Genomic DNA, 15,302 nt, shown 5'->3' with positions numbered 1-15,302 from the left:
GGGTTTTGTGTTTTTATGGGGTGGTTTCTGAAAGCCACGCAGGATTGACTTGCCAACTACCAGCTGTTGGGTAAGGTAAGGTGTCTGGTAGGAGGCCGTTGCCGTTAACGGTTAAGATAACATTGGTCACATTGAACAAATCACTCATTGTCGTCACGATGGCAGGAATGACGCCTTGTTCGGTGGCAGGATGGCGGTTCATAGCCGCTACAACACCTGGTGTAAAATCAATGGTAACAGCGTCTTCCATCAGTTGGATACTGTTAATCGACACCGTATCATCAATCCAATTTTGATTTCTAAACAGTTGGGTAAAAATACTTGCAGCGCTCGAATTCGTTTGCCAATTAAAATTAGCTGTTGCAGGCACTAAAAGAGCTGTTTGATTTTGCGCCTCGTTTGGTGTCCAAATAGGGTAAGATACAACAATCTGTACATTATCGGTTATTGAATCAACCACCATTGAATCGGTATCAGATAAAACTAACAACAAACCTTGGTCAGCGCCGTAATAGCGACGTTCGTCCCCAGCTGAAGTTGAAGTTGTCACTTCCACTACATGGGGGTAGGTTTGACCATTTAAATCAATGGCGTCGTACAGCGCAGTAATTGTTCCGCTAGAGCCATCCGTATTTGTCCACGTTGTGCCAACTGTCACCGGAGCTTGCAATAAAATTTGGCTGTTTTCCGTTTGGTTAGCTAACGTTGACAAATAATTGACAAACGGTCGCGTGGATTGCGTTAACGTTACTTGCGTTATTTGTTCCGTTTGTAATTCAATTAAATGAATGGCTTGCTGATTACCACCAAATTCTCTAACTTGCCAAGCGGTTTGTGTATCATTCGTAAAATCCACATAAGTGATTGATGGATTAGGGGCAAACTGTCGGATTTGGTTAACCTGATAAGGGATGAATGCATTCAGTTCCCAAATGGTACCCTCAGCTGCTGTTGACCATTGAGTCGGATCAAGGATGGTAACATCCACGGCCTCTTCTTCAATTGAAACTTGGTCTTGACTATCCGCTGGCGTTTGACTAGCTGATTCTTCAACCGAAGCTTGATCTTCTAACGCAGCCAATTCATCGGCTCGCTGTTGTTCCTCTATGGATGCTTGACGCTTAGATTCCATGATTGCCTGATTTTCATCACTAATACGAATCATCGGTTCACTACTACATCCAACCAAAAAAATTGAAAAAATTATTAAATATATAAAGTAATATTTATTCATTTAGTATAGGTTCTCCTCTTAAGATTCCCGTTAATTATATCACAAAACTCTCCACCTAAAGATATAATTATAGCTTTTTTTAATAAATATCACTGAAAAACCCACTAAATCTCTCAAAAAAAGAGTTTTAGTGGGTTAAATGGCTTTAATCTAGTATAAAAGCGATGGTTTCATAATTGGATAAGGTCATGGTTGGACTAAAAGTCTCTAATGGACCATTCCCAATTAATTTAGTTGCTGTGCGCTTTTGAAATTCTTCCGGTAAAGTAAATGTCACATCACCAGCGTAGAAGTGACTAAAGACGAGAATTTGTTGACCTTCATATTCCCGTACATAGGCCATAATTGAAGGATGGTCAAGGAACAAACCTCTATATGTGCCTTCACTAATAATATCATTTGTATGTCTTATCTTGATCAATTCTTGGTAGTAAGTGAAAATTTTACCTTGTTGACGTTCGCGAGCGACATTTACTTGAGGGTAGTTAGCAGCCACTTTAATCCAAGGTGTACCACTGGTAAAACCAGCTTGTTCACTATCATCCCATTGCATTGGGGTGCGTGAATTGTCGCGTGATTTAGACTGGATGATTTTTATAATCTCATCATGAGGTGTGCCCTTGTCGACAAGAATTTTGTAATTATTCAATGTCTCAACATCTCTGTAATCATCAATGGTGTCATAATTCGGATTGGTCATCCCAATTTCTTCCCCTTGGAAAATATAAGGGGTTCCTCTGAGAAATTGAATGGTTTGACCTAACATTGACTGTGTTTCAAAGGGATAATTTTCAACATCACCAAAACGACTGTTAGAGCGTGGTTGATCATGATTATTTAAAAATAACGCATTCCAACCATCACCATCTGACATGCCCGTTTGCCAATCATCTAAAATACGTTTCAATTCAATGAAGTCAAAAGGTGGATTCGTCCATTTTTCGCCATTTTCATAATCTACTTTTAAATGATGGAATTGGAAGATCATGGTTAATTCTTTGGCATCTGGTTTGGAATAGCGAACACCATTTTCAACTGTGGTTGAAGACATCTCACCGACGGTCGTAAAGCCTTCTTGTGTCCCAAATGTCGCTTGATTCATTTCATGAATCCACTCATGCACAATGGGTGTATCTGTGTACAGGCGTTTTTCCTGTGATGAACCCGGTTTTTCACTATCAATCAATACCTCTGATTTACCAATGACATTTAAAACGTCAAAACGAAAACCTTTAACGCCTTTTGCAATCCAGAAATTAACCACTTCAAAGAGTGCTTGTCTAACATTGGGATTATGCCAATTTAAATCCGCTTGCGTGACATCAAATAAATGCAAGTAATACTTGTCAGTATCAGCGAATGGCTCCCAAGCAGGTCCTCCAAATTTGGAGTCCCAGTTGGTTGGTAACGAGCCATCTTCTTTTGCTGGTCTTAAATAGTAAAAGTCTTGATAATATGGGTCGCCTGCCAGGGCTTTTTGAAACCACTCATGTTCAGTTGATGTGTGATTTAAAACCATATCTAGCATAATTTCAATTCCACGTTTACCAGCTTCTTCAACTAATGTTTCGAAATCTTCCATTGTTCCAAACATCGGATCAACGGCTGTATAGTCACTGACATCATAACCATTATCATTTTGTGGTGAAGGATAAAATGGATTTAACCAAATCATATCCACGCCTAAATCAGCAATATAGTCAAGCTTCTCCGTTACACCTGGTAAATCACCTATTCCATCACCATTCGTATCATAGAAAGACTTAGGGTAAACTTGATAAATAACTTTTTTTGTTTTACTCACTTTGCTGACCCCTTTTTTAATTATGCTTCAGAAGTATTTTTGGATGAATTGTTAAAGAACGGAAGATCAAAGTTTAAGCCTGCATCCGTTAAAAAGCCTGTTCGCTGGAAGACCAAGGTTAAAACAAATGGAACAATGATAGCCACGGCTGTCGCAATCCAATACCAACCTTGTGAACCAACTTGAATAACTAAGAAGCCTGGTAGACCCCCAACACCAATAGAGTTAGCTTGTACATTGGCCATTGTTGAAATTAATCCTGCAATACCTGATCCAATCATAGCAGCTACAAATGGATACACATATTTTAAGGTTACCCCAAACATGGCTGGTTCTGTAACACCTAAGAAAGCAGAAACAGCTGACGGAACTGTAATTTGTGTTTCAACTACATCTTTACGGGTTAACCACCAAACAGCTAGAACGGCTGAACCTTGTGCCATATTTGATAAAGCAATCATTGGCCATAAACCAGTTGAACCTGTATCGGCAATTAACTGTGAGTCGATTGCATTGGTCATATGGTGTAAACCTGTAATAACTAATGGAGAGTACAATGCTCCGAATAGGAAACCAAATAACCAACTTAATGGTCCTTCTAAACCAGCTAAAACAACATTAGAAATAATGCTACCTAACCACCAACCAATTGGACCTAAAATCGTATGCGCTAAAATAACGGCTGGAACAAGGGATAGGAAAGGAACCAAAATCATTGAGAACATTTCTGGAACGACACGACGCCAGAATCTTTCTAAATAAGATAAGGCAATACCCGCGAACATCGCTGGCAATACTTGTGCTTGGTAACCAATCATATCAATTTGGAAGTAACCAAAATCCCATTGCGGTACCGTACCATCTGCCATAGCACCTGCAGCACCATAAGCATTTAATAATTGTGGTGATACAAGGGTAATACCTAAAACAATACCTAAGATTTCTGTTGTACCTAATTTACGTGTAACTGACCATGTAATACCTACAGGTAAGAAGTGGAAAATTGCTTCACCTGGCAACCATAAGAAATGGTTCACTCCACTCCAAAACTGACTAACATTAACGATTGTATTATAAATTGGCTCGCCATCAGCTGTAAATTGTGGTACCCCATCAATAACCAATTGACCTAAACCCGAAAAACCGACACCTTCTAAAATATTACGGAATCCTAATATAAGACCCCCAACAATAATTGCAGGAATAATGGGTGCAAAAACTTCCGCTAAAAACGTCATTAAACGTTGCCACCATACTTGATTTGACTCGGCCGCTTGTTTAACATCTGACTTACTTGACTGACTAACACCTGATACAGCAGCAAAATCCTTGTAAAATTCCGATACATTGTTACCGATAATGACCTGAAATTGACCTGCTTGTGTAAAACTACCTTTAACAGAGGGTAAAGCTTCAATTGCTTTAATGTCTGCTTTTTCTGGATCTTTTAATGCAAAACGCATACGTGTTGCACAATGCGTCACCGCACTAATATTATCAGACCCACCAATATGTTCCAAGAGCGCTTTGGCATCTTGCTCAAAATTTGCCATTTCCTGACCTCCTTATTATAGTTGTCTATACAACTTAAGACCATTGTAATGTGAAATCGTTTGTAATGCAAATTTTAATGTAAAAATTAATATCTTTTAATCATTTCTTAATCTATCGTTCGTTTATTCCGAACTAAATGGGCGATAGATTCTGGAGTGTGGGGAAATGGGGGCTTATTGTCATGGGGGAAATTCTGAGTGACAATGGGAGCGCTTATTGTCATGGGGTGAATTCTGAGTGACAATGGGAAGGTTTATTGTCATGCGAGAACTTCTTTTAAACAACCCTTCATTTCCATTTATGATTGCACGCCTAACCTATCCTTCATTTGTAAGTGGAAAGTAAGTGATCGTCAGTCTATGATGGCCTACCTATGTAGGAAATCCACAATAACAATTAGGTAAAGGATTAATCTGGTCATTACGCTGTTAGCAGTGACCAGATTAATCCTTTTAAACTAGTGATTTCTGCAAAAATATCAGATTGATATGATTCATCGAAGAGAATCAGCTTTTTATTGTATTGCTGTATCGCAAACAACCGCTCGTTCACTTCTCGCTTACTCCCAACCGCCAGAGAAAAGTCTGAGTGGCGGATGGCAACTCCCAACCGCCAGAGGGAAGCCTGAGTGGCGGATGGCGAGTCTCAACCGCCAGAGGAAAGCCTGTGAGGTAAGTGGGAAGTGAACGAGCGTAAGCAGGAAATATATTACCGTAAAATAGACTACGATAAAGCTAATTGGTCATGAAATCAGATGTTTCGTGACCGATTAGCTTTATTCAGTCACGAAATCAGTCATTTGTTGACCGATTAGCTTTACTTAACATCCGCTTACGTTCGCGCACACAACAAGCGTCCGAATATGTGAGCGCCCCGGTTCGCGCACACAACAAGCGCCTGAATATGTGAGCGCTCTGGTTCGCGCACACAACAAGCACTAGAATATGTGAGCGCCCCAGTTCGCGGTAAATGAGAAATGACGGTGCTCCACTTCCCGCTTTCCTTAATTGTCATGAGAAAAAATCTGAGTGACAATGGGAGGCTTTATTGTCATGAGGAAAAATCTGAGTGACAATGGAAGGCTTTATTGTCATGGGGAAAAATCTGAGTGACAATGAGCCGGTCCGTCACTTCCCACTTACCTGTGAGTAATCGGGAAGTGAGTGAACGTTAAATAAAGCTAATCGGTCACCAAATACCTAATTTCATGACCGAATAGCCTAATTTGTCGTTTATTTAACAGTCACACAATTCCCGCTCAGATTCACGCACACAACAACTGTCAGAATATGTGTGCGCTCCCCATCACGCTCACAACAACTGCCCGAATATGTGTGTGCCCACATAAAAGAGAAATGACGGTCATTTACTTCCTGCTTACGCCATTTGGCAGGCTGGTAGATCCCAATTAAGACAAAAAAAACTCCGCCTACCTCATGAAAGCACAAGCTTCGAGGTAGGCGGAGGTATTTATTGGGTTAATAATCTGTTTTGTTGTCGTACTCTACGACTAAGTAACGGTTGGGGTCTTTACCTTCTGAATGGGTTTTGATATGTTCAACCTTGCTGAGATAGGCATGAATTTGTTTGCGTTCGTAGGCAGGTAGCGGATCAAGGATCACAGCTTGTTTGCTACGTAAAACATCTTTAGCGGTGCGTTCGGCGATTTGTTCAAGCACGTTGGCGCGGCGATCGCGATAGTCTCCCACATTTAGGATGACTGAGACACGACGACGATTGTAACGATGTAATAATATTTGTGCAAGGGTTTGAAGGGCATTGATAATTTTACCATGTTTACCAATAACTAAACCTGATTTGCTTGTTTCGATATTGAAGATAACTTGGTAACCTGTATCCTCAACTGTAACATCTGCATCGGCACCATACTCACGAATGACATTTTGTAAATAATTGGCTACTTTTTCATTGGCTTCCTTACGTCTTTGTGCTTTTGATTCGGGACTTTCAAGGCTCTCATCGGTTGGTTCAGCATCAAAATAGTCCTCATCATCCTCTTCATCAACATCAACGGTTGCGGCTGGGATAGGTGTTTCGGTCACCTTTGTTGCTACTTTTTCTACTTTAACAGGTGCTGCTTTTGGTTTACTTACCGCTTCAACGACTGTTTCAGTAACTTGAACTTCCACAACTTCTAAAACTGTTTCAACTTTAGGCTCCCGTTTCGCAGTTGGTTTTTCAACTTTTACGGGCTCATCCTGTGCGGGTGGTGTATCTTCTGTTGCTTTTTGCATCGGTGAATTTGGCTTATTGGATAACTGCTCTTCCTGTTCAAGGAGATCCATTATTTGTCCAATACTTTTAGCTTTTTTGGCAGTCACTTCAACAATTGCATCTTGTTTTCCAAAACCAAAAAGTCCTTTTTTGCCTTCATTAATGATATTAACGTCAGCTTCATCACGACTTAAATTTAATTTGGTTAAAGCAATGTTAATTGCTTTTTCAACTGTTTCGGCTCTTACTGTCGTACTCTCTTGCATAAACAAAGTTCCTTTCCTTAATGACTAACGGCGTTTGGCACGCTTGAGGGCTTTTTTCAATTCACGTTGGCGATCTTTTTCAGCTTGCGCTTTGGCTTCACGTTCAGCAATAATTTTATAAGGATTATTGAAAATTAATGTTTGAACAACGGTAAAGGCATTAGAAACAACCCAGTATAAGGTTATCGCACTTGGTAAACCAAGCGAAATGATTAGAATCATTATAGGCATAACGTAAATCATCATTTTACTTGTCGTATTTTGTGTCGGATTACTCTTCATCGTCAAATAGGAATTTGCAAAAGTTAAGAGGGCTGCTAAAATTGGAAGAATAAAATAAGGATCCATTTCCCCTAAATTCGTCCATAAAAAAGTACCTTCTCTTAAAACATCTGTTCTCAAGATAGATTGATACAAGGCCATCATGACCGGTAGTTGGATAGCCAACGGTAAACAACCAGCAAATTGGTTGACACCTCGTTCATCTAATAAAGCTTGTTGTTCTTGTTGCATCGCTTCCATCGAAGCCTTATCTTGATTGGGATATTTTTCTTTGATGGCATCTAACTCTGGTTGAATTTCCATCATCTTGCGTTGTGACTTTGTTTGCATATTATTTAATGGTAATAATAGAAGACGGACAATAATGGTAAAGACAATAATACCTAAAGCATAACTGCCCCCCATAAGATTAGATAACCAAACAATAAATTGGGATAAATTATATATGACGTAGCGATCCCAAAAGCCTGTGCTTTCTGCACTCACTGCTTCGTTTGTATTCCCACACGCAGTTAAAAATAAGACGATGCCAAGTAAGAGACCTATTTGGATCCATTTACGATATTTTTTCATTCTTACCTCCTAAAACTATTATTTAAGTGCTGATTTATCGATGATTTTAGCTAAATTCATAACATGAATGATGGATTGTTTAATTTGTGCAAAATCCTTTTGACGAATATCGGGACGCGCAATAAGTAAAAAATCAATTTCAGGATTTATCGCATCACTCAATTCAAATATAGCTTGGCGTAAATAACGCTTCACTTGATTACGCACAACGGCATTTCCAATTTTCTTGCCTACCGATAATCCTACACGAAAATGTTCTTGTCCAGGTTTAGGATATACATAAAGAACTAACTGACGGTTAGCAATCGATTCACCTTGATGAAAAACCAATTGGAAATCTTTTTCTGATTTTACGCGATATTTTTTTTTCAAAAAATCCCTCATTCTCTACTTACATTAACTGAATCTATTTGCTTTATTTCATGACAATCAACAATCATTAATACGATTATATTACAATCTACACAATAAATTAAGTCTTTTCCATGAACAAAAGCGTAAATTCAATGAATGTAATCGTTTTAATTTATTTATTGCTAAAAAAATAAAGGTACCACTAAAGGTTACCTTTATCAATGATTAAGCGGTTAAAGATTTTCTACCTTTAAGACGGCGGTTTCTCAATACGCGACGTCCATTTTTAGTGCTCATTCTTTTACGGAAGCCGTGAACTTTTTTGCGTGTACGTTTTTTTGGTTGGTATGTTCTTTTCATCAATCGCACCTCCTCAAGTTTTCGATGTAAATACCTAGAATATATTATAGAAAATAAAGCCTAAAGTCAAGCGATTCAAGCCAAATTCCCCTTATAAAATAAATATTCCCCCTTCGCGACTTATGCACAACTTATCCACAATATACACAGCCCCTGTGAATAACTTTTTTTTCAAAATAAATATCCACAGCTAATCCTCTACTTTATGCACTTATCGACAAGTGTTAATAAGCTTATAAAATTATCCACAAAAACTGTGCATAAGTCTTCAAAATATGATAAAATCAATAAGTAATTATCCACAATGTTCTTTGTTTCAAAGATATTTATTGTGGTTATTCACAGTTTTTATTCAGTTGTGCATAAGTTTATTGTGGATGTGTGGATAAGCTTTTTATAGCTATCAACTTGTTCAAATAATGAACTATGCTAAAATACAACTATAATGAAATACTTATCCACAAGTGAGGTGAGATAAATAGATGGATGAAAAGGATCGCTTTTGGTTAGAGATTACCAATTATTTAAAGGAAATATTAAGTGAAAATGCTTATGCTACTTGGGTTGAACCGGTTAAACCTACACGTATTGGCCATCAGTCGATTTCACTTTCTGTCCCAAATGCATTGACTAAAAAGCATTGGGAGCGCCATTTATCTGGTTATATTTTGCAGTATAGTTTAGAAAATTACGGAATGGAATATGAACCAACTTTTATTATTGTTCCGCAAGATAGCACACAAACGGAAGTAAAATCAGAGGATAGTAATCAACAAATAGGCAGCTCTGAGAGTAACTTTAATGATTCACAATTGAATCCTAACTATACGTTCGAAACATTTGTTGTTGGAGAAGATAACAAAATGGCCAATGGAGCAGCCTTAGCAGTTAGTGATAATCCAGGTCAAACGTATAATCCCTTTTTGATTTATGGGGGAGTTGGCTTAGGGAAAACACATTTAATGCAAGCTATCGGCAATGAAATTTTAGCTAAAAACCCCAAAGCTAAAATTAAATATGCTACGAGTGAATCCTTTACCAATGACTTTATTACAAGTATTCAAAATGGATCACAAATTGCATTTCGTGAGATGTATCGCAGTATCGATGTTCTTTTGATTGATGATATTCAGTTTTTGTCTAATAAAGATAAGACGCAAGAAGAGTTTTTTCATACGTTTAATGCTTTATACAACAATAACAAACAAATTGTCTTAACCAGTGATCGACTACCAAATAATATCGACAATTTGGAAGAACGTTTGATTAGTCGTTTTAAATGGGGGTTATCAACTGATATTACACCGCCAGATTTGGAAACTAGAATTGCTATCTTACGTAAAAAAGCCAGTAACGACCGATTAGATATTAATTCAGAGACCTTGACCTATATAGCTAATAACATTGATACCAATATTCGTGAGTTAGAAGGCGCCTTAGTGCGCGTTATTGCTTATGCAGCTATTCAAGGTAGAGAAATAACCACCTCATTGGCTGCTGAAGCTTTAAGAAATATGGTTGACACTCAAGAGAAGAAGCCTTTGAGTATCAATGAAATTATTAATCAAGTCGCTCATTATTATCAAATTACGAGTCAAGATATTAAAGGAAAGAAACGCACTAAAAATATTGTTTATCCACGTCAAATTGCCATGTATCTAGCCCGTGAATTAACCGATATTTCGTTTCCTAAGATTGGTGAGGCTTTTGGAAACAAAAATCATACGACTGTTATTCATGCTTACGAAAAAATCAGTGATGACTTAAAAACATCACCTACTTTAGATGATGAAATCAATCAATTAAAGAAACGATTAAAAACATAATTTAGTCGTTTTTTTATGACCTGTGCATAACTATTTTTTTATCAACCGAATCATTCACAGGCCATCCACAAGTAAGATTATTGTTATTCCAAGATCAAACAGACTTTTACCCGTTATCAACAAGCCCTACTACTATGACTTCTCTTATTTATTTATACTATTAATTATTAAGGAGTGGAAAAATAAATGAAATTTGTTATTCAAAAACAAGCCTTTATCATCCAATTAAACCATGTAACCCGTGCAATTCCTTCAAAAGCAACAATTCCTATTTTACAAGGGATTAAAATTACAGCAACTAATGAGGGGATTACATTAATTGGGAGCGATGCTGATATTTCCATTGAAAGTTTTTTACCTGTTGATAACGAATCTTATGATTTATCAATTGAAGAAGAAGGTAGCATTGTTTTACCCGCTCGTTTGTTTAATGACATTATTAAAAAACTACCTAAAGATGAAGTAGTTATAGAAAGCGATGATTTTTATCATGCAACCATAACTTCAGGATCAGCAACTTTCAATATTAATGGACAAGATAGTGAATCGTATCCCCGTTTACCCGATATTGAAATTGACCAACAAATTAATTTACCTCCTCTATTATTTAAACAAATGGTCGATCAAACCGTATTTGCGACGTCTAATCAAGAAAGTCGCCCTGTACTAACTGGGATTCATTTAACTGCTAATGCATCCAGTATTACTGCAGCAGCTACCGATAGTCATCGTTTAAGTTTACGAGAAATTCCAACTGATTTACCCAATGGTGAGGATAGCTTCAAACCAATTACCATCCCTAAAAAAACAATGGTTGAATTAACACGAATGATTGATGATAATGGAAAATTAGCTTTTGCGGTTACTGAACAACAAGTTATTTTCTTTTTAGAAAATCTGACGATCTTTTCGCGCTTACTTGAAGGCAATTATCCTGATGTTTACCGTTTGATTCCAAGTAGTCATCAAACAGAATTAGTTTTAAATGCTAATAATTTCTTACAGGCTATTGATCGGGCTTCTTTAATGTCACATGAAAGTAAAAATAATGTGGTACAACTCGAAATTGGTGAAGATAATGTTGAGCTATCTGTAAAAGGCAATCAAGTCGGCCATGTAGCAGAAGAAATTGATTATAAAAAAGCTGAAGGAGATGCGATTATTATTTCCTTTAACCCAGACTACATGAAAGATGCCTTAAAATCATTTGGCGATGTGGATATTAAAATTCAATTCCAATCATCGATCCGTCCATTATTAATGAGTCAAGATCTAGAAGACGAAGTTCCCCATAGCCAACTTTTACAATTACTTACTCCAATTCGCACCCATCATTCATAGTTCAATGTCTTAAAATGCCAAAAATAGCCTGTATAGGCTATTTTTTTGTTTTATAATAGGTTTATATTATTTTAAGTGAATTTCGCTTAAAATTGATTTATTTGAGTTTTTAGTGAAATAAGTGTATAATATAATAAGAAGAAATAGTGAGGATGGTGATAAAGATGCAACAAAAAATACTAAAAATTAGAGATTCGTATATAACCTTAGGTCAATTACTTAAATTAGAAAGTTATATTCCCAGTGGCGGGATGGCTAAGTGGTATTTAAGTGAGTTTGAAGTCTATTTAAACGATGAATTAGAACAAAGACGCGGTAAAAAACTTTATTCAGGTGATAAAATATTCTTACCTAATGAAAATATGACCATTACCATCCAACAAATATCACCAGCAAAGCCTAATGAGACTTAAACGACTCGAATTAACTAATTTTAGAAATTATGCCAATTTAGAGCTGAGTTTTGATCACAGTTTAACCATCTTCACCGGTGAAAATGCCCAAGGAAAGACCAATATCCTTGAGGCGATTTTTTTGTTGTCTTTAGCCAAAAGTCATCGAACGAATCATGACCAAGAAATGATTCGTTGGTCTAACACCGAAGCAATGATTAAAGGTGAAGTGGAAACGAAACACTATACCTTTCCTTTAGAATTACAACTCAATAAAAAAGGAAAGATAGCCAAGTTTAATCATTTAGAACAAGCTAAACTCAGTCATTTTATTGGCAAATTAAATGTTATTTTATTTGCTCCTGAAGACCTCCAATTAATTAAAGGCTCACCTGCTTTACGCCGTCGTTTTCTTGATGTGGAACTTGGACAATCCCACCCCGTCTATTTAAATGAATTATTGGATTACAACCGTATTTTAAAACAACGCAATACGTATTTAAAACAGTTTGGTCAACAGTCAAATTTTGATGCTATTTATTTTGAGGTTTTAACCGAACAATTGATTGAAAAAGCTGTTAACATCATTAAATATCGCCTAAACTTTGTTGAGCAATTAGTTAAATTAGCCCAGCCAGTCCATCATCGTTTGTCTAATCAGTCCGATCAATTACAAATTAATTATAAAAGTTCTAGCTCTCGTTTAGATTATACTCAGTTGGATACACTGACCGATCAATTGATGCAATTATTCAAACATAGCCAAAAACGAGAGAAAGACTTAGGCAATACCTTGTATGGACCTCACCGGGATGATTTAGAATTTATTTTAAATGATAAATCAGCCCAGTTATATGGCTCGCAAGGGCAACAACGTACAATTATTCTTAGCTTAAAATTAGCTGAGATTGATTTAATGTATCAACTCACGTCAGAATATCCTATTTTATTATTAGACGACGTATTATCTGAATTGGATGACCAACGTCAACATATTTTGATGAGTTATATTGAATCAAAAGTTCAAACTTTTTTAACGACTGCTTCTATTAGTGGTTTAAAGCTAGCAGAATTAAAACAAGCCAAGATATATCACGTTAAAAAAGGCACAATTAGTGAACCATAGAAGTCAAACTTGAAAGGAAGAGGATGCTTCGTGACCAAAAAAGAATACAATAATAATTATAATGCTGATCAAATCCAGGTTTTAGAAGGTTTAGAGGCTGTGCGTAAACGGCCAGGGATGTATATTGGATCGACCAGTAGTTTAGGTTTACATCATTTAGTTTGGGAGATTGTTGATAACGCGATTGATGAAGCTTTAGCTGGTTATTGTGATCATATTGAAGTATTTATTGAAGCTAACAATAGTATTACGGTAATAGACAATGGCCGGGGAATTCCTGTTGATATCCAAGCCAAAACAGGACGTCCAGCGGTTGAAACAGTTTTTACCGTTTTGCATGCCGGGGGTAAATTTGGCGGAGGCGGGTATAAAGTCTCTGGTGGATTACACGGTGTAGGGGCTTCGGTTGTTAATGCATTATCGAGCGAACTAACCGTCCAAGTGGCGCGTGACGGTCATATTTATGAGCAACAATTTGAACGTGGTAAAGTGATGAAAGATTTGGAAATCATCGGAACAACTGATAATACCGGTTCAAAAGTGAATTTTTTACCTGATCCGACGATATTTACTGAAACGGTCGACTTTGAATATAATATCTTGATGCGTCGGATTCAAGAATTAGCTTTTTTAAATAAAGGTTTACGGATTACTTTGGAAGATCGCCGTCAAGACCGGGAAAAGAGCGAAAGTTTTTATTCTGAGGGTGGTTTAAATGAGTATGTTTTATTCTTAAATCAAGAAAAAACGAATTTATTTGACACACCGATTCATATGGAAGATGAAATTGATGGGATTCAACTTGAAATTGCTTTTCAATATACGGATAGCTATCATACTAATGTTTTATCTTATGCCAATAACATTAATACGCATGAAGGTGGGACTCATGAATTTGGTTTCAAAAGTGCGTTGACGCGGGTGATTAATGATTATGCCCGTAAAATGAATTTGATTAAAGAAAATGAAGAAAATTTATCGGGTGAAGATGTTCGTGAAGGCTTGACCATAGTCATTTCGGTTAAACATCCAAACCCACAATTTGAAGGACAAACTAAAACAAAATTAGGTAATTCTGAAGTACGTGGGATTACTGATCGTATCTTTTCAACCCACTTAGAAGCCTTCTTAATGGAAAATCCTAAAACAGCTCGCATAATTGTTGATAAAGGTATTTTAGCTTCTAAAGCCCGTTTAGCGGCTAAGCGGGCACGTGAAATGACGCGGAAAAAGAGTGGTTTAGAAATTGCTAATTTACCTGGTAAATTAGCCGATTGTTCAAGTAAAGATCCTGAACAATGTGAGTTATTTATTGTTGAGGGGGATTCTGCGGGAGGATCGGCTAAGCAAGGGCGTTCGCGGATGTTTCAAGCGATTTTACCGATTCGAGGCAAAATTTTAAATGTCGAGAAAGCTACGATGGACCGTATTTTGAAAAATGAAGAAATTCGTTCATTATTTACAGCAATGGGAACGGGCTTTGGTGAAGAATTTGATGTGTCTAAAGTGCGTTATCATAAATTGATTTTAATGACGGATGCGGATGTTGACGGTGCTCATATTCGGACATTGCTTTTAACGCTTATTTTCCGCTATATGCGTCCCCTTTTGGAAGTTGGTTATGTTTATATTGCACAACCACCCCTTTATCAAATCAAACAAGGTAAAAAAGAAACGTATTTAGACACCGATGAACAACTCAAACAATGGCAAAAAGAAAATCCAAATGCGCGATACTCAATTCAACGTTATAAAGGTTTAGGTGAAATGAATGATGACCAACTATGGGAAACAACCATGAATCCTGAAAAGCGTCGGTTATTAAAGGTGTCTGTAGAAGATGCTGAAGAAGCTGATCGCGTTATGCAAATGTTAATGGGTGACGATGTTGAACCTCGCCGTCTCTTCATTGAAGAGAATGCGGTTTATGTTCAAAATCTTGATGTGTAGAAGTC

At 37.1% G+C, this 15,302-nt stretch carries 12 protein-coding genes; 5 read left to right on the top strand and 7 right to left on the bottom strand.

The genetic code is table 11. The features are described 5' to 3' along the window. Positions 1 to 13: 13 nt before the first annotated feature. The 7 genes from NRE15_RS09145 to rpmH all read right to left on the bottom strand — a co-directional run bounded on the left by NRE15_RS09145 (position 14) and on the right by rpmH (position 8,662). The gene (locus NRE15_RS09145) at positions 14 to 1,234 is read right to left on the bottom strand and encodes a GerMN domain-containing protein (protein ID WP_313792579.1); all 1,221 of its coding nucleotides are present in this window, start codon (positions 1,232 to 1,234) and stop codon (positions 14 to 16) included. 145 nt (positions 1,235 to 1,379) lie between these two features. Further along, complete coding sequence (gene treC, locus NRE15_RS09140) at positions 1,380 to 3,038, bottom strand: alpha,alpha-phosphotrehalase (protein ID WP_313792578.1); 1,659 nt, start codon at positions 3,036 to 3,038, stop codon at positions 1,380 to 1,382. Positions 3,039 to 3,058: 20 nt separating this feature from the next. Further along, positions 3,059 to 4,591: a PTS system trehalose-specific EIIBC component gene (gene treP / locus NRE15_RS09135; RefSeq protein ID WP_313792577.1), complete on the bottom strand. Its 1,533-nt coding sequence runs from the start codon at positions 4,589 to 4,591 to the stop codon at positions 3,059 to 3,061. A 1,479-nt stretch (positions 4,592 to 6,070) separates the two neighbouring features. Further along, on the bottom strand, positions 6,071 to 7,093 hold the full coding sequence (gene jag, locus NRE15_RS09130) for an RNA-binding cell elongation regulator Jag/EloR (RefSeq protein WP_313792576.1): 1,023 nt from the start codon (positions 7,091 to 7,093) through the stop codon (positions 6,071 to 6,073). Positions 7,094 to 7,117: 24 nt separating this feature from the next. Further along, a complete protein-coding gene (yidC, locus tag NRE15_RS09125; protein ID WP_313792575.1) occupies positions 7,118 to 7,948 on the bottom strand; it encodes a membrane protein insertase YidC in 831 nt (276 codons plus the stop codon). 18 nt (positions 7,949 to 7,966) lie between these two features. Then, positions 7,967 to 8,320, bottom strand: a complete 354-nt coding sequence (rnpA, locus tag NRE15_RS09120; RefSeq protein ID WP_313792574.1) for a ribonuclease P protein component — start codon at positions 8,318 to 8,320, stop codon at positions 7,967 to 7,969. Between the two features lie 207 nt (positions 8,321 to 8,527). Then, positions 8,528 to 8,662 carry a 50S ribosomal protein L34 gene (rpmH, locus tag NRE15_RS09115; RefSeq protein ID WP_313792573.1) on the bottom strand — a complete coding sequence of 45 codons (135 nt, stop codon included), beginning with the start codon at positions 8,660 to 8,662 and terminating at the stop codon, positions 8,528 to 8,530. A 482-nt stretch (positions 8,663 to 9,144) separates the two neighbouring features. Between rpmH and dnaA the strand changes: the two genes are divergently transcribed. From dnaA to gyrB, 5 genes are all read left to right on the top strand, one after another. Continuing rightward, positions 9,145 to 10,488, top strand: a complete 1,344-nt coding sequence (gene dnaA, locus NRE15_RS09110) for a chromosomal replication initiator protein DnaA (RefSeq protein ID WP_313792572.1) — start codon at positions 9,145 to 9,147, stop codon at positions 10,486 to 10,488. Positions 10,489 to 10,674: 186 nt separating this feature from the next. Beyond that, positions 10,675 to 11,829, top strand: a complete 1,155-nt coding sequence (gene dnaN, locus NRE15_RS09105; protein ID WP_313792571.1) for a DNA polymerase III subunit beta — start codon at positions 10,675 to 10,677, stop codon at positions 11,827 to 11,829. A gap of 164 nt (positions 11,830 to 11,993) precedes the next feature. Beyond that, a complete protein-coding gene (gene yaaA / locus NRE15_RS09100) occupies positions 11,994 to 12,242 on the top strand; it encodes a S4 domain-containing protein YaaA (RefSeq protein WP_313792570.1) in 249 nt (82 codons plus the stop codon). Continuing rightward, a complete protein-coding gene (gene recF / locus NRE15_RS09095) occupies positions 12,232 to 13,347 on the top strand; it encodes a DNA replication/repair protein RecF (protein WP_313792569.1) in 1,116 nt (371 codons plus the stop codon). Before yaaA ends, recF begins: the two co-directional genes overlap by 11 nt. A 30-nt stretch (positions 13,348 to 13,377) precedes the next feature. Continuing rightward, the gene (gene gyrB / locus NRE15_RS09090; protein WP_313792568.1) at positions 13,378 to 15,297 is read left to right on the top strand and encodes a DNA topoisomerase (ATP-hydrolyzing) subunit B; all 1,920 of its coding nucleotides are present in this window, start codon (positions 13,378 to 13,380) and stop codon (positions 15,295 to 15,297) included. The last annotated feature ends 5 nt before the right edge of the window (positions 15,298 to 15,302 follow it).

The organism is Fundicoccus culcitae (assembly GCF_024661895.1).
Classification (GTDB): Bacteria; Bacillota; Bacilli; order Lactobacillales; family Aerococcaceae; genus Fundicoccus_A; species Fundicoccus_A culcitae.
This window is presented reverse-complemented; position numbering and strand designations above follow the sequence as displayed.